Here is a 23500-nt window from a genome sequence, read left to right as displayed (position 1 = left end):
AGTTTATAAGTAATTATAAAGTAATATAGTCGTTTTCGGACCGATATTAACCTCCAGCCTCCAGCTTCCAACTTCCTGCTCCAACCCCTTTTGTATTCGGCTGAAAATAATTAAATTGCAGTCTAAGTTTTAATTATGCTTACAAAAGAACAAATTGCCAAAAGAATTTCAAAAGAACTGAGAGATCGTTATTATGTAAACCTGGGAATCGGAATTCCGACTTTGGTTGCCAACTATGTTCCGGAAGGCATTTCCGTAGAATTTCAGAGTGAAAACGGAGTGTTGGGAATGGGACCTTTCCCTTTTGAAGGGGAAGAAGACGCAGACATCATCAATGCCGGAAAACAAACTATTACCATTTTAGATGGAGGTTCATTCTTTGATTCAGCTTTTAGTTTCGGGATGATCCGCGGACAGAAAGTAGATCTTACCATCCTTGGAGCAATGGAAGTTTCTGAGAACGGAGATATTGCCAACTGGAAGATTCCGGGAAAAATGGTGAAAGGAATGGGAGGAGCAATGGATCTGGTAGCTTCTGCAGAAAATATTATCGTTGCCATGATGCACGTAAACAAAGCAGGAGAGAGCAAAATCCTTAAAAAATGTACCCTTCCACTAACTGGTGTAAACTGTGTGAAAAAAGTAGTAACTGAATTAGCGGTGCTGGAAGTAACTCCAAAAGGGTTCAAACTGCTGGAAAGAGCACCAGGAGTTTCAGTAGAAGACATTATCAAAGCAACGGAAGCAGATCTTATCATTGAAGGTGAAATTCCTGAAATGCAATTCTAAATACAATACAAACCTTGCCCGCCGCAAGGTTTTTTTATTTCAATTCCTATAACGTCCAGAGAATGAATAGAAATGTCATCAAGACCTTTTCTGTCATTCTGAATGAAACCGCGCGAAATGAAGAATCTCTCAAAACCATATTTTTTTCTCGCAGATTCTAGAGATTACGCAGATTTATAATCGCCATGAATACACGAATTCTTTTTTTATTCATGGCAAAATATCATATAGTTCAATCAACGGAATTGTTGCAATCATCATTCACTTGAAATCTATTCTGGTAGAAATACTTTTACTTCTTTTAAATAGAAGCTGATTGATTGAAATGACATAGGAGTCCGGAGCGTTAAAAAAATAATTTCTGTGAACGTTAAGAAAATTTTTCTGTCTGAGTGCGGGAAAAACTCTGATAATATAATTATATAGCTACCGCACGAGTTTAAAATTTTTAGAGAACAGAATTTATTTTTAGCAAAGGAATCCAAGTCTTGAATTTTTGTTTCTTTTGTTTCAAGACAAAAGAAATTAAGGTATAAATAAAAAAGGTTGCTTCACGTGTGAAACAGCCTTTTTATTCTATTTAAGTTTTAATTTATCTATTAGCATCCTGTGCTCCGAAAACCTTCTGTAATATGCTTGTGGTTCTCATTGCCGGTGTATTTCTGATTCCACTTTCCTTATCAGCTACCATTTTGAATACACCGTTAATGGTTTCTGTAGTCACATATTCATTAAGATCTGTGGTTACAGACTGTCCTGTAAATGTATTATATTTTGAAATCAGATTTTTCCAAACCGCATCAGCACCTACTTTTCCTAAAGAAGCCTTTACTTTAGGCTGGAAAGCTGTGAAGAGCTGAGACTGGGTTTTGCTCTGTAAATAGCTTGTTGCTGCATTATTACTTCCCAACAGAATATTTTTAGCATCTGTGATCGTCATAGAAGTGATCGCATTGGTGAAAATAGGTGCAGCTTCCGTTACAGCATCTTCTGCCGCTCTGTTCAATAATTTTACGCCTTCATCAGCAAGGCTTCCTAATCCTACAGAACGAAGTGTCATATCAACTTTTCTTAATTTTTCAGGCATTAAGATTTTTACGGCTTCATTTTTCAAAAAGCCGTCTGTTAATGCAAGTTTTTTCACTCCATCCGTTACTCCGATGCTTAAAGCTTCCTTTAATCCGGAAGAAATCTGAGTGGAAGTAAGATTTCCAACGTTAAGAGGAGATGTTGTGGTTGAAGTAGAGGTGGGAACTGTTGTTGTAGTCTTCGTATTTGTCGTTGTAGCAGTAGTAGAACCTTTGGTGGCCTGTGGATTGTTTAAATCAATTCCTGTTTTGTCTTTAACTGTTGATTTTAAAATATCAAGAAGTTGTGCCTGTGTAGAAATGGAAAGGAATAATCCGGCTGCTATAAAAATGCTTTTTCTCATTGTATTTTTTTTACAAATTTAGATGTTTAATCTTTTAAGTGACGTAAAGTATCAAAAAATAAACCATAATTTTTTCTGAATTGAAAAAACAGAGTATCGCTGATATAGATCTTTGATTTATAATTTATTTTAAAGTTAAAAAAACTTGTTCATGAATTGAGTTATTCACGATCTCCCAGAAAAGCAATTGTATTTTTTACTGCAAATTTTTATGGGTAAAATATAAAATCTGAACCATTTCAAAGTTTTGAAAAATAAGTATATTAGCTAAAACTTTAACCCTACCCAATGGTACGAACCTTTTTAGTATTTTTTGTGTTGCTTTCAAGCTTTATGTTTGCTCAAAATAAATTGAATGTAATTCCTTATCCTCAGAAAGTTGAATTTTTAAAAGGAGAATTTATCATCCCTGAGAAGTTTATTTTAGATAAAAATCTATCCAAACCGGAAAGAGAATATTATAAAAGATACTTAGGAGAATTTTTCACGCTTACCTATGGTGCAAAAGAAGAATTGCATCTGGTACAGGCATTGTTTCCACCATCTATTGTACCTTTAAGCAAAGAACAGGAGCAGGAAAACTATACTATTGAGATTTCATCAAGAAATATTACGATTAAAGCTTATACTGATCAGGGGCGCTTTTGGGCTCTTCAAACACTCATTCAGATTCTTAAACAATATAAACCAGTTGGAAAAATTCCTGCAATGAAGATCGAGGATCATCCTAAATTTGCATGGCGCGGAATGCATCTTGATGTCTGCCGTCATTTTTTCACGGTAGATGAGGTGAAACAATATATTGATTATCTTGCGATGTACAAGCTGAATACTTTTCACTGGCATTTAACCGATGATCAGGGATGGAGAATTGAAATTAAAAAATATCCAAAGCTTACGCAGATTGGCTCCAAACGTAAAGAATCAATGATTGGAGCTTATGTGGACAATACCTTCGATGGGAAACCTTATGGACCTTATTTTTATACTCAGGAGCAGATAAAAGAAGTAGTGAAATACGCTACGGAAAGACATATAACAGTGGTTCCGGAAATTGAAATGCCTGGTCACGCCCTTGCAGCATTATCTGCTTATCCTGAATTGGCCTGCACCAAAGGACCTTTTGAATCGGCTACCAAATGGGGTGTTTTTGATGATGTCTTCTGTCCTAAAGATGAAACTTTTACATTTCTGGAGAATGTTTTGGATGAGGTGATGAAGTTGTTTCCATCTCAGTATATTCATATCGGCGGGGATGAATGTCCTAAAACAAGATGGAAAGAATGTGCGCATTGCCAGGCATTAATCAAAAAGAATAATCTGAAGGATGAACATGGGCTGCAAAGCTATTTCATTCAGAGAATTGAAAAATATATCAACAGTAAAGGACGAAAAATCATTGGTTGGGATGAAATCCTTGAAGGAGGATTGGCTCCTAATGCCGCTGTAATGAGCTGGACAGGAGTAAACGGTGGTATTGAAGCTGCAAAAGCGAAACATTTTGCTGTAATGACACCAGGATCTTATTGCTATTTTGACCATTATCAGGGAGATCCACAATCTGAACCTAACGCTTTTGGTGGATTTACTCCTTTAGATAAAGTATATTCCTATAATCCTATTCCTGAAGAATTAAATGCTGATCAGGCTCAATATATTCTGGGCGTTCAGGCTAATTTATGGACTGAATATATTCTGGATTTCAAACAGGTAGAGTATATGATTTTTCCAAGACTGATGGCACTTTCAGAAGTTGGATGGGGAACTTCAGATCCTAAAAATTATAAAGATTTTGAAAACAGAGTGATCAGCCATTTCAAAATACTGGATAAAATGAATGTGAACTACGCAAAAAGTATTTACAACATTTCAGGAAAAGTAATCCCTTCAAATAATGGGATAGCTTACGAACTTTCTACTTCACAAAATCCAAACGGAATCAGATATACTTTGGACGGAACGGTTCCAACAATAAATTCCAAGAATTATCAGGCTCCTGTTTCCATTCCAAATTCTTTAACAGTTAAATCCGCTTATTTTGAAGGTGGGCAGCTGAAAAGTGCTGTTTCATCACAAGATTTTATCGTATCAAAATCAACGGGAAAAAAGATTACGTTAGAGCAGCAGCCAAGTGAAAATTATTCATTCGGCGGTGCATTTACATTGGTAGATGGTATTATTGGAAATGTAAAGAAACTGGGTAAAACATGGTTGGGCTTTCAGGGGAAAGACGTCGTGGCAACGATAGACTTTGGTCAGAAAACCGATTTTTCAGAAATCTATTTTAATACGCTGGAAAATAAAGGCAGCTGGATTCATCTTGCAAAATCTGCAAAAATTTATGTTTCTGATGATAATAAAAATTTTAAAATCATCAAAGAAATAGGAAAAGAGGATATTCAAAATGCTAAAGGAAAAATACAATTGAAGTTAGGTAAGCAGAATGCAAGATATCTGAAGATTATGATTGAAAATGCAGGAATTATCCCATCAGGAAATCCTGGTGCTGATTCAAAAGCATGGCTGTTTGTTGATGAAATTGGCGTAAATTAGCCTATTCAATTTTTTGCCATGCAGGATACCATACTTTCTTCAGAATTTTGCTCTTCACCAGATCTGGTTGAAAAACTCTATCAGTACGGAATCACCAAAAACTATCATGAAGGAGATATTATTTTAAATGAAAATGCATCTATTCGTTCCATTCCTATCGTTATGAAAGGGATGATGAAGGTAATCCGGACAGAAGAAGATGGGCGCGAGATCCTGCTGTATTATATTAAAGCAGGCGAGAGCTGCATCATGTCTTTTCTGGGCGGAATGCACCATGAAAAAAGTATTGTAAAAGCAGAAATAGAAGAAGATGCTGAAATTCTTTTTCTGCCTATAGATAAAGTTTCCTTATTTATCAAAGAACATCCGGAGTGGCTGGATTATATTTTCAGACTTTATCACAAACGTTTTGAGGAATTACTCGATATCATCAATGCCATTGCCTTCAAAAAGGTAGACGAAAGACTCCTGAATTTGCTTCATAAAAAATCTGAACTTACTCACTCAGATACCATCAATACAACTCATGAACAGCTTGCCAACGAATTGGGAACAGCTCGTGTAGTAGTATCAAGACTTCTCAAACAGCTAGAAGAAGACGGAAGACTAAAACTGGGTAGAAACAAAATCACCCTTTTGAAATCTACCAACTAGTTACAATTTCTCTTCTCCTTTCTCACTGTTAGTTAATAATAAACGCTCATATTCCCCTCCGCTGGAGGGGTGGCGAAAATTCAAAGAATTTTTGACGGGGTGGTCATCCAAACCACAAAAGTCACAAAAGTTCATAACACTTAAGTAAATATAAGTTATGATTCATACTGCTGAAAAGAGCACTTAAGCTTTATGAAAAATTATAGATTCTCACCTTTAGTGAACTTATTATGCAGCAGTTTCTAAACTCTCTTAAGTGAACTCAAGTGTTTTTAAAAAATAAGCTTTTGTGACTTTTGCGGTTTAAAAAAAATAGATATAGGTTTCAAAATTCTGTTATGTAACAAAAGTAACTGTAGCTTTCCTCAAATAACTCCAATTTTGCATCATAATAGTTGAACAAATGGAAATTATAGGATATGCAGCAGCGGTTTTAATTGGTGTTTCTTTAGGGTTAATTGGCGGTGGTGGAAGTATTCTCACTGTTCCCGTATTGGTCTATCTTTTTGGAATTGATACTTTATTAGCTACAGAATACTCTCTTTTTATTGTAGGAGTGAGCAGTGCGGTGGGTTCTGTTTCCTATTTCAAAAAAGGTTTGGTTGATTTTAAAATGGTCCTGATTTTTGGATTGCCCTCCATTATTTCAATCTTTTTAACCAGAATGTATCTGCTGCCTCTCATTCCGGAAGAACTACTCATTGTAAAAGGTTTTACAGTAACCAAAAATATTTTTCTGTTGTTGATTTTTGCAACGTTGATGATTCTTGCTTCCTATAAAATGATTAAACGTCCGGCTACCGGGGATGCGGATGGAAGTGATTTTAATAGAAATAAAGCTTTATTGGCGGCTGGAGAAGGAATCATAGTAGGTGTTTTAACAGGCTTGGTAGGCGCTGGCGGAGGTTTTATGATTATCCCTGCATTGGTTAACCTTTTAAAAGTTCCGGTGAAAACGGCGATAGGAACTTCACTCGTTATTATTTCTCTAAACTCCCTGATTGGGTTCTTTTCATCCATCAATACTGTAAAAATAGAATGGAAATTACTGACCTCCATTGCAGCGATTGCCATCATTGGAATTATCATAGGTTCACAAATCTCTAAAAAGATTGATGGTAAAAAACTGAAACCGGCATTCGGGTGGTTTATTCTGGTCATGGGAATTTATATCATCACCCGGGAAATATTTTTATAAACCAGTATGCTATAATATAATTGAACCACAAAAGGCACAAAAGCTTCATAACACTTAAGTAAAATAGAAGTTATGATTCATACTTTTGAAAAGAGCACTTAAGCTTTACGAGATCTATGATTTTCATCTATTTCTATAACAAATATGGTATAACAAAATTGAACCACAAAAGTCACAAAACCTTTATAACACTTAAGTAAATATAAGTTATGATTCATACTGCTGAAAGAGCACTTAAGCTTTATGAAAATCTTTGATTTTCATCTTTAATGTACTTCTTATGCAGTAATTTCTAAACTCTCTTAAGGGAACTAAAGTGTTATAAAAAAACTTTTGTGCCTTTTGACTTCGTCGAATCTTCGATTTGTGGTTAAAAAAAAAATTGGTTTCAAAATTCTGCTATGTAACAAAAGTAACTGTAGGAGAACACAGAAAGAAGGAACTTTGTACAAGACAACAAAATCAAAAATGAATACAATGAAAATAGAACAGATTTATACAGGATGTTTGGCTCAGGGCGCTTATTATATTACATCAGGCGGAGAAGCAGCTATTATTGATCCTTTAAGAGAAACCCAACCTTATGTGGAAAGATTAAAAAAGGATGGTGTACGGCTAAAATTTATTTTTGAAACCCATTTTCACGCAGATTTTGTGAGCGGACATCTTGATTTAAGCAAAAAAACGGATGCTCCAATCGTGTACGGTCCCACTGCAAATCCTGAATTTAAGGCTATCATTGCAGAAGACAACCAGATATTTGAGATTGGAGATATCAAAATAAAAGTCCTTCATACTCCAGGACATACCTTGGAAAGCAGTTGTTATCTGTTGATTGATGAAGAGGGAAATGAAAAGGCTCTTTTCAGTGGAGATACTCTATTTCTTGGAGATGTAGGCCGTCCTGATCTTGCCCAAAAAGCTACGGATATGAAGCAGGAAGATCTAGCAGGGTTGTTATATGACAGTTTATACCAAAAAATATTACCTTTAAATGATGATATTGTGGTATATCCCGCTCATGGCGCAGGTTCAGCATGTGGTAAAAATATGCAGAAAGAAACGGTTGATACATTAGGGAACCAAAAAGAAACAAATTATGCGCTTAATCAGAGCGATAAGGAAAGCTTTATTAAAGCAGTAACAGATGGACTTTTACCACCACCGGCATATTTTGGAATGAATGTAATGATGAATAAAAAAGGATATCATAGCTTTGATGAAGTCTTGTCAAAAGGATTACATGCTCTTAAACCTGAACAGTTTGAAGAAATAGCAGAAGCTTCCGGAGCCTTAATTTTGGATGTGAGAAACAATGGTGAATTTGCCAAAGAATTTATCCCACAATCCGTCAATATAGGATTAGATGGTGATTTTGCGCCATGGGTTGGAGCTTTGGTTGCAGACGTAAATCAGCCTATTTTGCTAGTGACAAAACCGGGAGATGAAGAAGAAGCGGTAACCCGATTAAGCAGGGTAGGATTCGATCATATTCTGGGGTTTTTAGAAGGAGGAATTGAAGCTTGGAAGAACAATGGAAAAGAAATGGATTCTGTGAACCGTGTCTCTGCAGAACAATTTGAAAAAGAGATTTCAGGTAAAGAAGCCAAGATTATTGATGTAAGGAAAGAAAGTGAATATGCTGCCGAACATGTAAATAATGCCTACAGCAAACCTTTGGCTTATATTAATGAATGGATTGATGAGATCCAGCCGGAAGAACATTTCTATCTTCATTGTGCCGGAGGGTACAGAAGTATGATGGCCGCCAGTATTCTTCAGGCAAGAGGATACAGAAATTTTACTGAGATTGAAGGTGGTTTTAAAGCCATCGCAGCTACAGGAGTTTCAAAAAGCAATTTTGTATGTCAGACAAAAATTTTTAAATAATAATAAATAGATATGTTGGAGATCATAAAAGAACCATGGCCATGGTATATAGCGGGACCTTTAATCGGGTTAACCGTTCCTGCTTTATTGATAATGGGAAATAAATCCTTTGGAATCAGTTCTTCGCTAAGACACATTTGTGCAGCTTGTATACCAGCCAACGTCAATTTTTTTAAATATGACTGGAAAAAGGAAGCCTGGAACCTGTTTTTTGTATTGGGAATTTTCTTCGGAGGAATGATAGCGGCCAATTTTTTACTGAACCCCTCAGAAATTACGGTTAATCCTGATCTGAAAAGTGAGTTGGCTGGCTACGGAATTACAGATTATACTAACCTTGTTCCAACTCAGCTCATGAACTTTGAGAGCCTTTTGACCTTAAGGGGATTCATCATGATGGTAGTAGGCGGATTTCTGGTAGGTTTTGGAACGCGATATGCGGGCGGATGTACCAGCGGTCATGCAATCATGGGGCTTTCCAATCTGCAATGGCCTTCATTGGTGGCTACTATTTGCTTTATGATAGGAGGGTTCCTAATGGCGAATCTTATCCTGCCGATCATCCTTTCCCTATAAGTTTAATTTTTAAGAATCAAATCAATGTTAAAAGAACAGGAACAAAATATTCATCAACAGGATGCCTTTTGTACAAATGAAAGCAAACTACAACACCCGTGGTATTATAATTTAAAATACTTGGCAGCAGGAATCATCTTTGGAATTATCTTCGTAAAAGCTGAGGTGATCAGCTGGTTCAGAATTCAGGAAATGTTCCGTTTACAGTCGTTTCATATGTACGGAATTATCGGGAGCGCCGTTTTGGTAGGAATGATTTCAGTGTGGCTGATTAAGAAATTCAACATCAAAACAATCCATGGTGAACCTATTACATTAACCCCAAAAAAGTTCAATAAGGGCCAGATTTATGGCGGATTGATCTTTGGCTTTGGTTGGGCGATTACCGGAGCCTGTCCGGGACCACTTTTTGCCCAGATCGGAACCGGAGCATTGGCTGTATCTGTTACCCTTTTAAGTGCCATTGCCGGAACCTGGGTCTATGGATATTTTAGAGATAAGCTACCACATTAATGCATAGATTCATTAACGAAAATCGTAGATTTTCAAAACCTTAAGTGTACTTTTTATCCATGCGCTTATTAACTTTAAAACAACTTAATTGTTAAAACTTTGTTGATACAAAACGAAAAAGACAGCGAATATCCATTCGTTGTCTTTCCGTACAAAATTATGAAAAAATGAAGTTTTGTGCACCCAGAGCCATATAAAGATTGATGCGTTCCATTTTGTCCTGAAGCTCCAGGTTGATAAGATTCATCTCATTTTTAAGAAGATCCCTTTGTTTCCGGATCAATATGAAACTGTTATTGGTTCCTACCTTAATTTGTTTTTCAGTGAGGCTGATATTGTTTTTCAGTTCATTGATGGCTTTACGGTTAAAACCGCTCTGCTTTTCAAGAGAATTCAGATTAGCTAATGATGATTCCACTTCATTCAATGCGTTCAGAACTGCTTTTGAATACTCTTCAACCACCTGTTTTTGCTGTGAGTTTTTTATTTCTATATTCTTCTTAAGCTTTCCACCATTAAAAATTGGAGAAACCAAGCCACCACCAACTCTCAGTAAAGGATTCGTAAATAATGAATTAATAGATTCCACATTACTGCCTGCCGTTCCCAGTGAAGAACTGATGGTAAGAGAAGGAAGCCTTGCTGCATTAGCCTGCTGAACCTCATAAAAAGCCTTTTCTATCTGAAAATGATAAGCCTGTATATCAGATCTGCTTTCTAAAAGCTCCAATGGAAAAGAAGAAGGAATGTTATTTTGTACAGGATTAAAAAAGTTCTGCGTGGTTAATTTTCCTTCAGGATATTTTCCGGTAAGCAGCTCAAGAGATCTCCTGGACTGCCTATTGGCATTTCTGATCTTTTCCAGATATCCTTCCAAAGAAATAATTTCGGCAGAGATATTAGATAAATCAAGAGCATTTGCAGTTCCTACTTTTTTCTGAATACCATATAGTTTTTCCAGCTCTTTAGTTTTCTGAATATAACCTTCAATCCTATTTTCCTGGATGTTTCCGGCAATATTGAGATAATACGCCTTTGCAATCATCGCAGCAATAGACTGGTGTAACAGGGTGCTTTTATGCTTGGCAGAAAAATAATCGCTGGTACTGGCCATTTGTGCCGATTTATTTTTACCCCATAAATCAATTTCCCAGCTTGCCTTTAGTGCAAGACGACTGATCTGGCTTTCACTTACAAGGTTGTTGGAGGTATTGGCAACGGCACTTACACTTGGATAAAGATTAGTCCCTGCAATTTCCATCGCCAGCTCAATCTGATTGAGTTTTTCTTTAGCAATGATAATATCTGCATTATATTGCATTCCCTCATTGATAAGTGCTTCTAGCTGTGGAGTCTTAAGATCCGTAATCCAATCATAAGAAAGAGATCTGGAATTGGCATTCCGGTCAAAAATCCATTCATCAGGAATGGTAATATGAGAGGCAATTTCATTTTTTTCCTTTAACTCAGCTATGTTTTCTTTGGTAGGTTCCTTGTAGCCTATGCATGAGCTAAGACTTACAGCCAGGATTCCTGCCATGATGAATCTTTTGTACATATTAATGAAGTTTTGGAATAACGAAGTTAATTTTACTGTTGATGCGTACCATTACCTTTCGGATAAGATGTAAAGGTTTGATATGATCCGAATAAATAACCGCTGTACCTCTCGCTCCAACCGTCAGTTGCTTTTGGTTATCTTCCAGAACAAACTTGGCAATCATTTTTCCATCCGTTTCCGGTAATTGTCTGGCAGTATCAGGAAGTCCTGCTGTAGAACCGTTTCCGCCAAGCATTCCTCCTGCATTGTTCATAATACCCTGGCTGGTAGCATCAATTACATACTCAAGTTTAGCCTTAACCACCTTTCCCGGTTCTGTTTTAAGAGCCAATTCTACTTCATCACCATTCTTCACAGCTTCAAGTTCGTTTTGAGCAAAGAATCCGATAACAGACTGCTGTTTCTGAATCAAAACAAACGCAGATTTAAACGGAGCCATAATAGCCCCTTCATTAAGCTGAACATTCGGAATAATACCATCAGTAGGAGCTAAAACAACGGTTTGAGACAAATTCCATTTCGCCTGATCCAATTTCGCCTGAATTTCCGATACAGAAGAGTTTTCTCCATTATAAGAAGCATTCGACTTGGTTTCAAGAGACTGTTGCTGAGCCTGTGCTGCACTGATTCTTGACTGTAAGTCCTGAACATTCGTCATTGCTTGTTCCAGATCAAATTTATTGGCAGCTCCAGCTTCCACCAATTCTTTATATTGATTCACTCTTTTATTGGCCAGATCAAGTTGTGACTGTAAACCCGCAATATTCTTTCTGGATGAAGCAATATCTGTATTGTAGGAGCTTACAGTAGCTTTCATATTACTGAGTTTTGCTTCCAGAGATTTAATCTCCTGTACATACGGCTCTCTGTCCAGAACAAATAAGGTATCTCCTTTTTTAACCTCCTGATTGGTTTTTACATATACTTTTTTAACTTTCCCTAAAACCTGTGTGGTAATATCCACACTTCTGTTTCCCACCTTCACATCGGAAGTAATAGGGCAGTAGTAATTAAGGCTTAATATTAAAGCGATAGATCCAAAAATAGGAAGGGAATATACCACAACCTGTGTGGTAAATGTCCAGGGAATTAATTTTAATTTTTTAATGAGAAGCCAGCAGATTCCGGCATATATGGCGATGAGTAATTCTAGCATGTTGATTAATTTTCAATTGTGTTAAGTTCTTCTTCTTCCTGCTCTTTAGGCGCATCAGGATTATTTTTAGGTTGATTTTGATTGCCGTAATCATAATTCGCCCAGATTAGGGCAACCGGCCATAAAAGGCCTCCAAACACAAGAGAAAGGAGGCACATACTCTTTATGGCGTTGAGCTGAGGATGATTCTTCTTTTCAGCTACTTTCTCCGGATAAATGTGAACTTTCCAGAAAAGGTAGATCCCGGCCAAAGGTAAAACAAGTAAAATGACCCAGGATGCAACATCAGCTATATGGTCTTCTATTCCTGTGGATGCCTGAACAAAATTGCATGAAAGTAACAGGCAGAGAAGGATGGATATTCTTTGCATAATATATTGGTATAAGGTATAATTAAAGGTATAACAAGAGGTAACCGGACTGTAAATGCCAGTCAGTTAGCTTACATCTTCATGAAGGGTAAAGATGATTGAATGTAATCCTTTTTGTGAATAATATTTTTCTCATTTTGCTTTTAATAAATTGTGTAACAGTATTTTGATGAAGCAAAAATAGATCGAATAAAGTGAGAAAAAGTATTCCTAAGTTATTTTTTTCTTTCGTTCCTTTTTTTATGAACCCTTGCGGTCATCCTTGAAAGTGAATTGGGAGTAATGCCCAGAAAATTGGCAATATACTTCCTGTTAGCATTTTGGGAAGTGAAAGGACGGCTTTCCAGGAACTCTTCATATCGGGAATGGGGAGAAGTGGAGCAAAGCTGTTCTGTGCGTACCTTTAGGGTGTTAATGATTTGTTTTAAAGATTTCAGATAAGCATTGTAAATTCCCCTGTGCTGAAATGCCGCTTCTTCAAACTCAGCTTTGTTAAATAAAAAGATCTGAGATTCTATAACAGCTTCAATCGTGTATTTTCTTTCACTTTCTCCTGAAAATGATTCCGGGCTTTCCATAATGGCTGCTTCTTTTTCTGATGGTAAGAAAAGATTCGTTTCATTGCCGTTTTCATCATCAAAGAAAAATCTCAGTAATCCGTTGGAGAGGATAAATAACTGATTAAAAGACTGTCCTGGTTCAGCCAGTGTTTCTTTTTTTCTAAGAAATCTGGGAGTGCTGAGGCTTATCAAAACATTAATTTCCTCATCAGATAAATCCTGGAAGAAAACAATATTCTTAAAAGTCTTAAATAAGTCCATTACGGGAGTAAAGATAAATAAAAATCAGATATAGATATTCGTTGCACGATAATAAGGATTTCAAAGAAGTTTTTTTTAGATTTGTTGATACTATAATTTTGTTATACAATGAACAATAACCGAAGAAGTTTTATCAAAAAACTGGGGATCGCAACCGCGGCACTCGCTGTAAATCCATTGGATCTGATGGCGAAAGAATTGCCTGAAAATAATACTGTTACCAATAAACCTATCGTTCTTTCAACCTGGAATTTCGGTATTAAAGCCAATGAAGAAGCTTGGACGATTCTTGGAAAAGGAGGAAAAGCCCTGGATGCCGTTGAAAAAGGAGTGAGGCTGGTAGAATTGGATCCTAAAGAAAGAAGTGTAGGTTATGGCGGCCGCCCGGACAGAGACGGAAGGGTAACATTAGATGCCTGCATTATGGATGATAACTACAATATCGGTTCAGTGGCCTGTATTGAGAATATTAAAAATCCTATCTCTGTAGCCAGAGCTGTGATGGAAAAAACACCTCACGTAATGTTAGTAGGAGACGGAGCATTGCAGTTTGCCCTTTCCCAAGGTTTCAAAAAAGAAAATCTTCTCACTGAAGAATCCGAAAAAGAATGGAAAGAATGGCTGAAAACAAGTCAGTATAAACCCATTGCCAATATTGAAAATCACGATACCATAGGAATGATCGCCCTTGATGCTCATGGAAGCCTTTCCGGAGCCTGCACTACCAGTGGAATGGCCTTCAAAATGCACGGAAGGGTAGGAGATTCTCCCATTATCGGGGCAGGTTTATTTGTAGATAACGAAGTAGGAGCAGCTACAGCAACAGGGCACGGTGAAGAGGTGATCAGAACTGTAGGAACTCATCTTGTGGTAGAGCTGATGAGGCAGGGAAGAACCCCACAACAAGCCTGTAAAGAAGCTGTAGACAGAATTGTAAAGATCAATCAGAGAAGGAATAAAAATCTTAAAGACATTCAGGTGGGCTTTATTGCCATCAATAAAAAAGGAGAATACGGAGCTTACTGTATTCAGGACGGATTTAACTTTGCCGTATACGACCAAAAAGGAAACCGTCTTGAAACCCCTGAATTTGCAGTAAAATAATACACAATTTTCTTATGGCAACGAATGTACTAATAAATTCATTCGTGGCTAAAAAACAGAAAATCTTTGATTGTCCAACACTATTTGTAAACTAATAATTTAGATTAAAAATAAGTGGTAAACCAAAAATAAACAGATAGACAGAATATGAAAAGAATGATGATCGCTTCCCTGTTTTTAATAATAGGATGTAAGGAAGAAAAGAAAGAAGCATTAGCTACTCAACCGGAACCTGAAGTGAAAAAAAATGTGGTTCAGGAAACGAGGCCTCAGACAAATGAATCGGAAGAAGCGAAAAAATGGTTAGAAAAAAGTATTGAAGACTACTTTAAAGCAGATCTTGGTAGCCTGGATAAAAACATGCAGAAAATAACAACCAAAGAGTATTACGACTATAAAACCGATGCTATGAATGTTGATATGGATGTTGACGGAAGCCTTACAGAGAAGGAATTTAACGATAAGTGGAAAGGAAAATTTGATACTAAAAAAGCAGGTGTAGGCGTTGGATTCTTAATCGCAGGGCAGGATTGGGATAAAGTGCAGGTAACCAAATGCGAACTGATATCTGAAAATGGGAATAATTATTTGTTTGATGTTGTTCTTAATGATAAAGCATTAAAAGCAGTATATCCTGTCAAAGTTAGGGTGAGTAAGGAGAATAATTCCTTCCTGATTGCCGATGTACTGCAAGATACTCCTGAATTTAATTAAAAGATAGAAAGACAATGTCAAAAATAGAAATAGCATGCTTTAATCCGGAATCAGCAATGATTGCTTTTGAAAACGGGGCAGACAGAATTGAATTGTGTGCCGGATTAAGCGAAGGAGGAACAACTCCCGATTTTCAATCTACAAAAGACTTAAGAGAGAAAATAAACATTCCAATCTTTGTGATGATTCGTCCGAGAGGAGGTGATTTTACTTATTCAGATGCTGAGTTTGAGCAGATGAAATCAGACCTGATCGCATTAAAATCATTGAATGTTGATGGTTTTGTATTCGGAATTCTGAATGAAAAGGATGAGGTGAATGTTGAGCAAAATAAAACCTTGGTTGAATTGGCTTCACCACTTCCATGCACATTCCATCGTGCTTTCGACAGAGCAAAAGGATTGGAAGAATCTTTGGAAAAAGTAATTGAATGTGGCTTTACAACCATTCTTACTTCAGGCCAGAAACCCAATGTATCTGAAGGAAAAGAAAATCTGAAAAAATTAGTGGCTCTTTCCAATGGAAGAATTGAAATTCTTGTTGGAGGAGGTCTTCGTTCCTCAAATATTGAAGAGATCAGGGAAGTTACAAAAGCCGGATATTTCCATTCTTCAGCAATTACGGATGGTGGTTCCTTTGCAAACCCTGATGAGGTAGTAGCTTTGAAGAATAAATAATCACTAAATAACTAACGTGTCATTCTGAGCGTAGCGAAGAATCTCAATACATTGTAGAGATTCCTCGTTCCTCGAAATGACAAAACTGCTATTAGTTTTTAATGATATGATGTAAATGATTTCATTTATTGATGGTAAACTTTACCCATTCATTTTTAGTTTAAATGCAAAGTTTTTATTTCACAAGCTGTTATATTTTAAGGAAGCAAAGTAAGGCGGCAAAGCCGCTGAATAAGCAGTTAGATATCGCTCGCTTCATCATAACCGATTGCAAATCGGTTTTCTATCTTAGCCCCCTTAAAAATAAGAAATACTCACAATAAAATCTTTGCGTTAAAAAAAATAAACATTGACAAATGACCAAAAATGAATTATTTTACAAAATACATAGATGTAATAGTAGAAGCTTATTGCTTTAAAAAAATTTAAACGCAAAGTTTTGATTTAACAAGCTCTTATATTTTAAGTGAGCAAAGTTGGGCGGCAAAGCCGCTGAATAAGCAGAAGGATAATATGCGCTTCGTCATAATCGATTGCAAATCGATTCTTTCTTCGCTTCCTTAAAAGTCATACATAATCAAAATAAAAACTTTGCGTTTAAAAAAATAAACACACACAAATGACAGAAAACGAATTATCTTACAAAATAATAGGAGCTGCTATAGAAGTTCATAAAAACTTAGGGGTCGGATTATTAGAAAGTGCATATGAAACTGCTTTAGCCTACGAATTAAGAATACAGGGTTTTAATGTAAAGCAACAAGTCGTATTACCATTACAATACAAAGAGGTAATCATAGAAAATGCATATAAAATTGATCTCATTGTAGAAGATAAAGTAATTGTTGAAGTGAAATCTGTACTGGAAATACATCCTATTTTTAATGCTCAGGTACTGACTTATTTAAAGCAAACTCAGATGAAACTCGGGCTCCTTATTAATTTTAATAGTGAACTCATTAAATACGGAATTCACAGAATTGTAAACAAAATTATTGATGCGTAAAACTTTACTTTTTGCTTTTATTCTCATTCAGAATGTTCTTTTTGCTCAGTATTCTGAGAGAAATCTTTCTTCTGAAAACTGGCAGTTCAAAAATTCAAAAGAAAAAAACTGGCTTCCAGCCAAGATCCCGGGAACGGTGCATCTGGATTTGATGAACAATAAAGTTATTCCTGATCCCTTCAAAGATGAAAACGAAAAGAAAGTTCAATGGGTAGAAAATGAAGATTGGGATTATCAGACCAGTTTTGATATTTCATTCAAAGAGTTTGATTATGATCATATTGATCTTGTTTTTAACGGATTGGATACATTCTCAGAGATTTATCTTAATGGTAAACTCTTGAAGAAAACAGATAATATGTTCAGAACCTGGGAAATTCCTGTGAAGGAGTATTTAAAACAAGGAACGAATCTTTTACAGGTAAAATTTAAATCAGCCGTTAATGAAGGAAAAGAGCTGGCCAAAAAAGTTCCGTTTACCATGCCTGAATCACCGCGAAGCTTCGTAAGAAAAGCCCAGTATCAGTTTGGCTGGGATTGGGGGCCAAGATTAGTAACAGCAGGAATCTGGAAAGATGTAAAGCTGGAGTTCTGGAGAAATGCAAAGATTAAAAGTGTTCAGGTTCAGCAGAAGTCACTCTCCGATACGCAGGCTGAGGTGTCATTCAATATGAATATTTTTGCTGAAGAAGAAGGAGAATATTTTACCTGGTTCAATTTAAATAGAGGAATGCATAAATTCCATCTCAATAAAGGCCAGAATACCATTATTCTGCCTTATAAGATTAAAGATCCTAAGAGATGGCAGCCTAACGGAAGAGGAAAGCCTGATGTATATACAACAAAAATTTCCTTGTATAAAAAAGGAGGAAGGATTATTCGGGATATCAATGTTACTTATGGATTAAGAGACATTGAACTTATCCAGGAGAAAGATGAAAAAGGAAAATCATTCTACTTTAAAGTTAATGGAAACCCTCTATACATCAAAGGAACCAACTGGATTCCTGCAGACAGTTTTTCTCCAAGAATCACCAAAGAAAAATATCAGAAGCTGATTAAAGCTGCTAAAGACGCTAATATGAATATGATTCGTATTTGGGGCGGCGGAATTTATGAAGATGAAGAATTCTATAAAGCTTGTGACGAAAACGGAATTCTGGTTTGGCAGGATTTTATGTTCGCGGGAAGTTTTTATCCTGCAGATAACGAGTTTTTGGATAATGTGAAAGAAGAAGTAAAAGATCAGATCAACAGGCTTCAAAACCACCCATCCATAGCATTGTGGTGCGGGAATAATGAAATTGATGAAGCTATTGTCAATTGGGGCTATCAGAAGCAGTTTAAATATTCGAAAGAAGATTCATTACAGGTTTGGAAAGATTATAAGAAACTTTTTCATGATGTTATTCCTAATACAATGAAGGAAAATCTGGCACCGGATAAAAATAAATATTGGCCAAGCTCTCCATCAATAGGATGGGGGCATAAAGAAAGCCTTACAGAAGGAGATTCTCATTACTGGGGCGTTTGGTGGGGAGAGCAGCCTTTTAAAATCTATAATGAAAAAGTAGGCCGCTTCATGTCTGAATATGGATTTCAGGGAATGCCAACGTTAGCTACAACAAAATCAATGTTTTCAGGAGTTTCTGATCTGGATTTACAAAATCCAACCATTAAAGCGCATGAAAAACATGCCAGAGGATGGGAGATCATCAGTAAATACATGGAACGGGACTATAAAATCCCGACAGGTTTTGTGAAATACAACTATGTTTCCCAATTATTACAGGCCAGAGGAATGCAGATCGCAATAGAAGCTCATCGCAGGGCAAAACCTTATAATATGGGAACATTGTATTGGCAGTTGAATGATTGTTGGCCGGTGGTTTCATGGTCATCTATTGATTATTTAGGAAACTGGAAAGCATTTCACTATCAGGTAAAACGAAGCTTTGAACCGGTATTGATCTCCGTTGCGGAAAATAATGATGCTTATGAAATCTATCTGATCAGTGATGTGTTAAAAGAAATAAAGGCTGATGTAAAATTCGAGCTTATTGATTTTGATGGAAAGCTGTTATGGAAATCCCATGTCATCAAGAATCTAAAGGCTGATGTAAGTGAAAATATTCTTAGCATCAATAAAACTGATTGGGCAAAATTTGATGTATCTAAAGCGGTTTTAAAAATAAGTTCAGACAATGGAGAGACAAAATTTGAAAAGCTTTTTTTTCCGGTAAGACCTAAAGATTTAAAGCTTTCAAAACCTAATATTATCATTAAAAAAATATCTCCAACAGAAATTGAAGTGTCTACAGATGTTTTAGCAAAAGACGTATACCTGATCGGTGATGCTCATTTCAGCGATAATTTCTTTGATCTGTTACCGGGAACTTCAAAAAGAATTACACTTTCCAGATCTTTGGAGAAAGTTGAGGTAATGAGTTTGTTTGATACTTTTTAAAAAAGATTATTTTGAATTACCATAAATTGGTAAATTAGGAGTATAAAAGTTACCATTTTTTGATAAATTTGATATGGAATTTAAAATCAGAATGCTATGGGACGTAATACATCTGTTTCTCTGGGAGATTATTTTGAAGATTTTGTAGATCATAAAATCTCAGAAGGTAGGTATAAGAATGTGAGTGAAGTTATTCGTGCTGGATTAAGACTGCTGGAAGATGAGGAAAATAAAAGTCAGCTTCTTAAAAATGCTATTAAGGAAGGATTTTATAGTGGAATTTCAACAGACTTTAATCCTGAAAATCATATTGAATCTCTAAGATCTAAAATCAAAAAATAATTTTTATCCATAAGACCATTGAAGATTTATTGAAATTTATGCATCAGAGGCTAAAATCTGCTTAATTCTGCATAATCTGCGAGAAAAAATCATAAGATCTAATAGGTTTTAAAAGCCTATTAGATCTAAAAAAATAACATTTTTCCATTCCCACCTCAAAAATCAGCCGTAACTTTGCACTACATTATTTCTTTACAGTTATGGTAAATTTTGTTCTGATTGCAGTATGTATTATTGCAGGAATGTTATTCAAAGCAACAAAATCTATCCACCCGGATGCCCATAAGGGGATCAATACCTGGATTCTTTATCTTGCTCTGCCGGCAGTTTCATTCAAATATCTGCCTAAAGTACATTGGACAACGGAAATGCTTTTTCCGATTGCAGCCACTTTTTTAATCTCTGTATTCTGCTTTTTTTATATGATGCTTTACAGTAAAAGCAGGGGATATTCAAGGCGCTCAAGAAGTACTTTAGAATTGGCAAGCGGGTACAGTAACACCTCTTTCATCGGATTTCCTTTGATTAGTGCTTTCTATGGTGAAGGTCTTTTGAGTATTGCAATCATATGCGACCAAACCATGTTTTTTGCCCTTTCAACATTAGGAATTATTGCGGCTGTGAAAGGAGGAAGCAAATCCGGAAAAGTGAGTGCAGCATTTATTTTTAAACGATTAATTACATTTCCACCATTAATAGGTTGTATTTCTGCCCTGGTATTGTCACAATTCATCGATTTAACTTTTGCAGAACCGCTTTTTGATAAATTGGCTGCTACAGTAAGCCCACTAGCCTTATTTTCTGTCGGTTTACAATTGAAATTTAATGGCTGGAAAAAACTGATTCCTCAAATGTCTGCTTCCATGTTGTATAAACTGATTCTGGCACCTGCAATCGTTTTAGGAATGGCTTTATTATTAGGAATAAAAGGAGATGTTGCAAAAATTACCGTTTTTGAAGCGGCCATGCCAACATTAGTGACTTCAAGTATTATTGCAGAACAGTTCAGGCTGAATACAAAGCTCACCAACCTGATTATCGGAGTCAGCATTATTGTAGGTTTTTTTACTTCAGCAATGTGGTATGAGATTACCCAGTTTTTCTTTTAAAATAAATGAAATTAAAAGAGTAAACTTCTTGTATTTACAAATGCTACAGTCAATAAACTGAAAATTGCCCTTCCTCTGGAGGGTGTCAAATTGAAAATTTAACGGGGTGGCCATCAAACCAACCTCTATTAGATGATCGTGCCACTGAAACGCTTTCAAAAGTTGCAGTTCTCTCCGGAAACCTCTAATTTTACACTTTAAATATTTCCCTTGCAGTACGCTCAAATTGTTTTACCGCTGAATTTAAAAGGATCCTTTACCTATAAGGTTCCAGAAGAACTGATGTCTCAAATTCAATTGGGAATGCGGGTTTTAGTACCATTTGGAGGAAAAAAGATTTATACCGGAATTGTTTTTGAACTTCATGATAATACACCGGATAACTTTGTAGCAAAGGAAGTCATTAGTATTTTGGACGAAAAACCGATACTTCCTGAAGAACAAATCCGTTTCTGGAACTGGCTTTCCGATTATTATCTGTGCAATCTGGGAGAAATCTACAGATTGGCTTTTCCTTCTTCATTAAAACTGGAGAGTGAAACCTATTTAAAATTAAAACCTGGTGTAGTTGTTGACTTTGAAAACCTTGATGTTAACGAAATGTACCTGATCCAGGCACTGGAAGTAAGACAATTGGTGAATCTTACAGACATTGAAGCCTTTATTCCCAAAAAGGAAATTATTAAAACCATCAATTCTCTGATCGATATGCAATATATTGAAATTGATGAGAAAATTGCAGAGAAGTATAAGGCTAAAGAAGTAGCTTATGTAAGAATTAATGATGAGGTTTTAAGTAATCAGAATCTAACAGAAATTCTTTTAAAACTAAATAAAGCCCCTAAACAGAAGGATTTGTTCCTTCTTATTCTTGAGAAACAAACGGAAAAACCTGATCTTCATATCAAAAAAGCAGATCTGTTTGAAGACGGTTATTTTGGAAGTTCCCACTTCAAGGCATTGGCAGACAAAGGCCTTGTGGAGGAATATTATATGCAGAAAGACAGGATTGAAAGTTATGAAGGTGAAATTGAAGAGATAGAAGAACTTTCCGAAGAACAGAAAATTGCAAAAGCCGAGATCGATGAAGCTTTTGAAGAAGGAAAAAACGTACTGCTTCATGGAGTAACATCATCCGGAAAAACCCATATTTATTTAGAAAAGATCGAAGAATGCATCAGAGAAGGAAAGAACGTTCTGTTTTTGCTTCCTGAAATTTCATTAACGAAACAGATTACCCAAAGGCTGGAGAAAAAATATGGCAGACAATTAGGATTTTATCATCAGAAACTGACTGATTTCGAAAGAGTAGAAGTATGGCGAAGAATTAAACAGAATGATATCCGTATCCTTGTTGGAACCAGAAATGCCTTGTTTTTACCCTATCAGAATTTAGGTTTGATTGTGGTGGATGAAGAACATGATTCTGCGTATAAACCAAGAGAAGTCACTCCTTATTTTAATGCTAAAGATGCTGCTTTGGTTTTGGGTGGTTTATATAAAGCCGGAGTTATTCTTGGATCTGCAACACCTTCTGTTGAAAGCTATTACAGGGCCAGAAAAGATAAAATGAAATACGTTTTCCTGAATGAAAGGTTCGGGAATGTAAATCTACCTGAGTATGAGTTGATTAATTTCAAAGAAGCTCAGGAATCTAAAAACGTAAACGGAAATTTTTCCTTAAGACTTATTGATGCTATCAAGCATACTCTTGACGAAAAGAACCAGGCCATTGTGCTTCACAACAGACGTGGATATGCCAATGTTATTGAGTGCGAAACCTGTGGCTATGTGAATTACTGTTCCAATTGTGATGTGGTAATGACGTATCACAAGGCTGCGAACGAAATGAAATGCCACTATTGCGGGCAAAGAGCATCAAAACCAAGAACCTGTCCGAAATGTAATTCCGAAAATCTGAATGAAAGAGGAGTAGGTGTAGAGCAGATTCACGAGGAAGTTTCTAAACTGTTCCCTGAAAATGAGGTAGACAGAATGGATATAGACTCTATGCGTAAGAAGTTCGCTTACGAAAAACTATATGAAAAGATTGAAGACAGGGAAACAGATATTGTGGTAGGAACCCAGATGATTTCCAAAGGTCTTGATTTTGATCATATAGAACTGGTCGCCATTCCTAAAGCTGATTCCTTATTATATGTACAGGATTTCAGAGCTGAAGAACGTGCTTACCAGTTGATTACGCAGGTTTCGGGAAGGGCCGGAAGAGTTTCCGGAAAAGGGAAAATACTGATTCAGACTTATAATCCGGATCATTCCGTTTTCCAGTTGATTAAAATGAATAATCCTGCAAAGATCTATAAATATATCCTTACAGAACGCCAGAAATTTCATTATCCGCCGTTTACCAAGCTGATTATGATTGAACTGAAACATACCCGAGATGATAAGGTAGACCGTGCTTCTCAGTTTTTAGGTTCAATCCTGAGAAAATACCTTCCTGAAGAATGTATTTTAGGGCCGGAAAGAGCTCAGATTGCCCGATTAAATAATTTATATCAGTTCCAGATTTTATTGAAATTACCCCGTGGAAAAAACTACGAGAA

Annotated in this window: 20 protein-coding genes; 15 read left to right on the top strand and 5 right to left on the bottom strand. The window is 36.2% G+C overall.

Annotation, left to right across the window (positions count from 1 at the left end; translation table 11 throughout):
- Window positions 1-135: 135 nt before the first annotated feature.
- Window positions 136-789: a CoA transferase subunit B gene (locus tag BBH99_RS11860; protein WP_066695789.1), complete on the top strand. Its 654-nt coding sequence runs from the start codon at window positions 136-138 to the stop codon at window positions 787-789.
- A 592-nt stretch (window positions 790-1381) separates the two neighbouring features.
- On the opposite strand, the gene BBH99_RS11855 is transcribed toward BBH99_RS11860, so the two are convergent.
- Complete coding sequence (locus BBH99_RS11855; RefSeq protein WP_066695786.1) at window positions 1382-2221, bottom strand: DUF4197 domain-containing protein; 840 nt, start codon at window positions 2219-2221, stop codon at window positions 1382-1384.
- A gap of 288 nt (window positions 2222-2509) precedes the next feature.
- Between BBH99_RS11855 and BBH99_RS11850 the strand changes: the two genes are divergently transcribed.
- The 6 genes from BBH99_RS11850 (at window position 2510) to BBH99_RS11825 (ending at window position 9605) form a co-directional block, all read left to right on the top strand.
- Complete coding sequence (locus tag BBH99_RS11850; RefSeq protein ID WP_066695782.1) at window positions 2510-4774, top strand: glycoside hydrolase family 20 protein; 2265 nt, start codon at window positions 2510-2512, stop codon at window positions 4772-4774.
- A gap of 18 nt (window positions 4775-4792) precedes the next feature.
- Window positions 4793-5428 (top strand): Crp/Fnr family transcriptional regulator, encoded by a 636-nt coding sequence (locus tag BBH99_RS11845; RefSeq protein ID WP_066695779.1) that lies wholly within the window; start codon window positions 4793-4795, stop codon window positions 5426-5428.
- A 403-nt stretch (window positions 5429-5831) separates the two neighbouring features.
- Window positions 5832-6626 (top strand): sulfite exporter TauE/SafE family protein, encoded by a 795-nt coding sequence (locus tag BBH99_RS11840; protein WP_066695776.1) that lies wholly within the window; start codon window positions 5832-5834, stop codon window positions 6624-6626.
- 477 nt (window positions 6627-7103) lie between these two features.
- Complete coding sequence (locus BBH99_RS11835; RefSeq protein WP_066695825.1) at window positions 7104-8516, top strand: MBL fold metallo-hydrolase; 1413 nt, start codon at window positions 7104-7106, stop codon at window positions 8514-8516.
- 12 nt (window positions 8517-8528) lie between these two features.
- Complete coding sequence (locus BBH99_RS11830; protein WP_066695772.1) at window positions 8529-9092, top strand: YeeE/YedE family protein; 564 nt, start codon at window positions 8529-8531, stop codon at window positions 9090-9092.
- Between the two features lie 24 nt (window positions 9093-9116).
- Window positions 9117-9605: a DUF6691 family protein gene (locus BBH99_RS11825; RefSeq protein ID WP_066695770.1), complete on the top strand. Its 489-nt coding sequence runs from the start codon at window positions 9117-9119 to the stop codon at window positions 9603-9605.
- A 157-nt stretch (window positions 9606-9762) separates the two neighbouring features.
- Here BBH99_RS11825 and BBH99_RS11820 read toward each other — a convergent pair whose 3' ends face one another.
- The 4 genes from BBH99_RS11820 to BBH99_RS11805 form a co-directional block, all read right to left on the bottom strand.
- Window positions 9763-11163 carry an efflux transporter outer membrane subunit gene (locus BBH99_RS11820; RefSeq protein ID WP_066695767.1) on the bottom strand — a complete coding sequence of 467 codons (1401 nt, stop codon included), beginning with the start codon at window positions 11161-11163 and terminating at the stop codon, window positions 9763-9765.
- Window position 11164: 1 nt separating this feature from the next.
- On the bottom strand, window positions 11165-12322 hold the full coding sequence (locus BBH99_RS11815) for an HlyD family secretion protein (RefSeq protein ID WP_066695764.1): 1158 nt from the start codon (window positions 12320-12322) through the stop codon (window positions 11165-11167).
- A gap of 5 nt (window positions 12323-12327) precedes the next feature.
- Window positions 12328-12693, bottom strand: coding sequence for a DUF3302 domain-containing protein (locus tag BBH99_RS11810; RefSeq protein ID WP_083188815.1), 366 nt, complete (start codon window positions 12691-12693; stop codon window positions 12328-12330).
- A gap of 215 nt (window positions 12694-12908) precedes the next feature.
- Window positions 12909-13514 carry a Crp/Fnr family transcriptional regulator gene (locus BBH99_RS11805; protein ID WP_066695762.1) on the bottom strand — a complete coding sequence of 202 codons (606 nt, stop codon included), beginning with the start codon at window positions 13512-13514 and terminating at the stop codon, window positions 12909-12911.
- Window positions 13515-13622: 108 nt separating this feature from the next.
- On the opposite strand from BBH99_RS11805, the gene BBH99_RS11800 reads away from it, so the two are divergent.
- The 8 genes from BBH99_RS11800 to priA all read left to right on the top strand — a co-directional run.
- The gene (locus BBH99_RS11800) at window positions 13623-14618 is read left to right on the top strand and encodes an isoaspartyl peptidase/L-asparaginase family protein (RefSeq protein WP_066695760.1); all 996 of its coding nucleotides are present in this window, start codon (window positions 13623-13625) and stop codon (window positions 14616-14618) included.
- Between the two features lie 147 nt (window positions 14619-14765).
- Window positions 14766-15332: a hypothetical protein gene (locus BBH99_RS11795; RefSeq protein WP_066695758.1), complete on the top strand. Its 567-nt coding sequence runs from the start codon at window positions 14766-14768 to the stop codon at window positions 15330-15332.
- A gap of 14 nt (window positions 15333-15346) precedes the next feature.
- Window positions 15347-16009 (top strand): copper homeostasis protein CutC, encoded by a 663-nt coding sequence (locus tag BBH99_RS11790; RefSeq protein WP_066695756.1) that lies wholly within the window; start codon window positions 15347-15349, stop codon window positions 16007-16009.
- A 619-nt stretch (window positions 16010-16628) separates the two neighbouring features.
- Window positions 16629-17015 (top strand): GxxExxY protein, encoded by a 387-nt coding sequence (locus BBH99_RS11785; protein ID WP_066695754.1) that lies wholly within the window; start codon window positions 16629-16631, stop codon window positions 17013-17015.
- Window positions 17008-19482, top strand: a complete 2475-nt coding sequence (locus BBH99_RS11780) for a beta-mannosidase (protein ID WP_066695752.1) — start codon at window positions 17008-17010, stop codon at window positions 19480-19482. The genes BBH99_RS11785 and BBH99_RS11780 overlap by 8 nt, the downstream gene beginning before the upstream one ends.
- Window positions 19483-19578: 96 nt before the next feature.
- Window positions 19579-19824: a type II toxin-antitoxin system ParD family antitoxin gene (locus tag BBH99_RS11775; protein WP_066695749.1), complete on the top strand. Its 246-nt coding sequence runs from the start codon at window positions 19579-19581 to the stop codon at window positions 19822-19824.
- Between the two features lie 200 nt (window positions 19825-20024).
- A complete protein-coding gene (locus tag BBH99_RS11770) occupies window positions 20025-20933 on the top strand; it encodes an AEC family transporter (RefSeq protein ID WP_066695748.1) in 909 nt (302 codons plus the stop codon).
- A gap of 210 nt (window positions 20934-21143) precedes the next feature.
- The coding region (priA, locus tag BBH99_RS11765) for a replication restart helicase PriA (protein ID WP_066695744.1) at window positions 21144-23500 on the top strand (2357 nt) is incomplete at its 3' end.

The sequence above is a fragment of the Chryseobacterium contaminans genome (assembly GCF_001684955.1).
In the GTDB taxonomy this organism is placed as follows: Bacteria; Bacteroidota; Bacteroidia; order Flavobacteriales; family Weeksellaceae; genus Chryseobacterium; species Chryseobacterium contaminans.
Note: the sequence above shows the minus strand (reverse complement) of the source record. Positions and strands in the feature narration are given on the sequence as shown.

Coding starts and splice junctions, on each gene's coding strand:
- BBH99_RS11860 (WP_066695789.1), top strand. CDS start 136: ATGCTTACAAAAGAACAAATTGCCAAAAGAATTTCAAAAGAACTGAGA.
- BBH99_RS11855 (WP_066695786.1), bottom strand. CDS start 2,221: ATGAGAAAAAGCATTTTTATAGCAGCCGGATTATTCCTTTCCATTTCT.
- BBH99_RS11850 (WP_066695782.1), top strand. CDS start 2,510: ATGGTACGAACCTTTTTAGTATTTTTTGTGTTGCTTTCAAGCTTTATG.
- BBH99_RS11845 (WP_066695779.1), top strand. CDS start 4,793: ATGCAGGATACCATACTTTCTTCAGAATTTTGCTCTTCACCAGATCTG.
- BBH99_RS11840 (WP_066695776.1), top strand. CDS start 5,832: ATGGAAATTATAGGATATGCAGCAGCGGTTTTAATTGGTGTTTCTTTA.
- BBH99_RS11835 (WP_066695825.1), top strand. CDS start 7,104: ATGAAAATAGAACAGATTTATACAGGATGTTTGGCTCAGGGCGCTTAT.
- BBH99_RS11830 (WP_066695772.1), top strand. CDS start 8,529: ATGTTGGAGATCATAAAAGAACCATGGCCATGGTATATAGCGGGACCT.
- BBH99_RS11825 (WP_066695770.1), top strand. CDS start 9,117: ATGTTAAAAGAACAGGAACAAAATATTCATCAACAGGATGCCTTTTGT.
- BBH99_RS11820 (WP_066695767.1), bottom strand. CDS start 11,163: ATGTACAAAAGATTCATCATGGCAGGAATCCTGGCTGTAAGTCTTAGC.
- BBH99_RS11815 (WP_066695764.1), bottom strand. CDS start 12,322: ATGCTAGAATTACTCATCGCCATATATGCCGGAATCTGCTGGCTTCTC.
- BBH99_RS11810 (WP_083188815.1), bottom strand. CDS start 12,693: ATGCAAAGAATATCCATCCTTCTCTGCCTGTTACTTTCATGCAATTTT.
- BBH99_RS11805 (WP_066695762.1), bottom strand. CDS start 13,514: ATGGACTTATTTAAGACTTTTAAGAATATTGTTTTCTTCCAGGATTTA.
- BBH99_RS11800 (WP_066695760.1), top strand. CDS start 13,623: ATGAACAATAACCGAAGAAGTTTTATCAAAAAACTGGGGATCGCAACC.
- BBH99_RS11795 (WP_066695758.1), top strand. CDS start 14,766: ATGAAAAGAATGATGATCGCTTCCCTGTTTTTAATAATAGGATGTAAG.
- BBH99_RS11790 (WP_066695756.1), top strand. CDS start 15,347: ATGTCAAAAATAGAAATAGCATGCTTTAATCCGGAATCAGCAATGATT.
- BBH99_RS11785 (WP_066695754.1), top strand. CDS start 16,629: ATGACAGAAAACGAATTATCTTACAAAATAATAGGAGCTGCTATAGAA.
- BBH99_RS11780 (WP_066695752.1), top strand. CDS start 17,008: ATGCGTAAAACTTTACTTTTTGCTTTTATTCTCATTCAGAATGTTCTT.
- BBH99_RS11775 (WP_066695749.1), top strand. CDS start 19,579: ATGGGACGTAATACATCTGTTTCTCTGGGAGATTATTTTGAAGATTTT.
- BBH99_RS11770 (WP_066695748.1), top strand. CDS start 20,025: ATGGTAAATTTTGTTCTGATTGCAGTATGTATTATTGCAGGAATGTTA.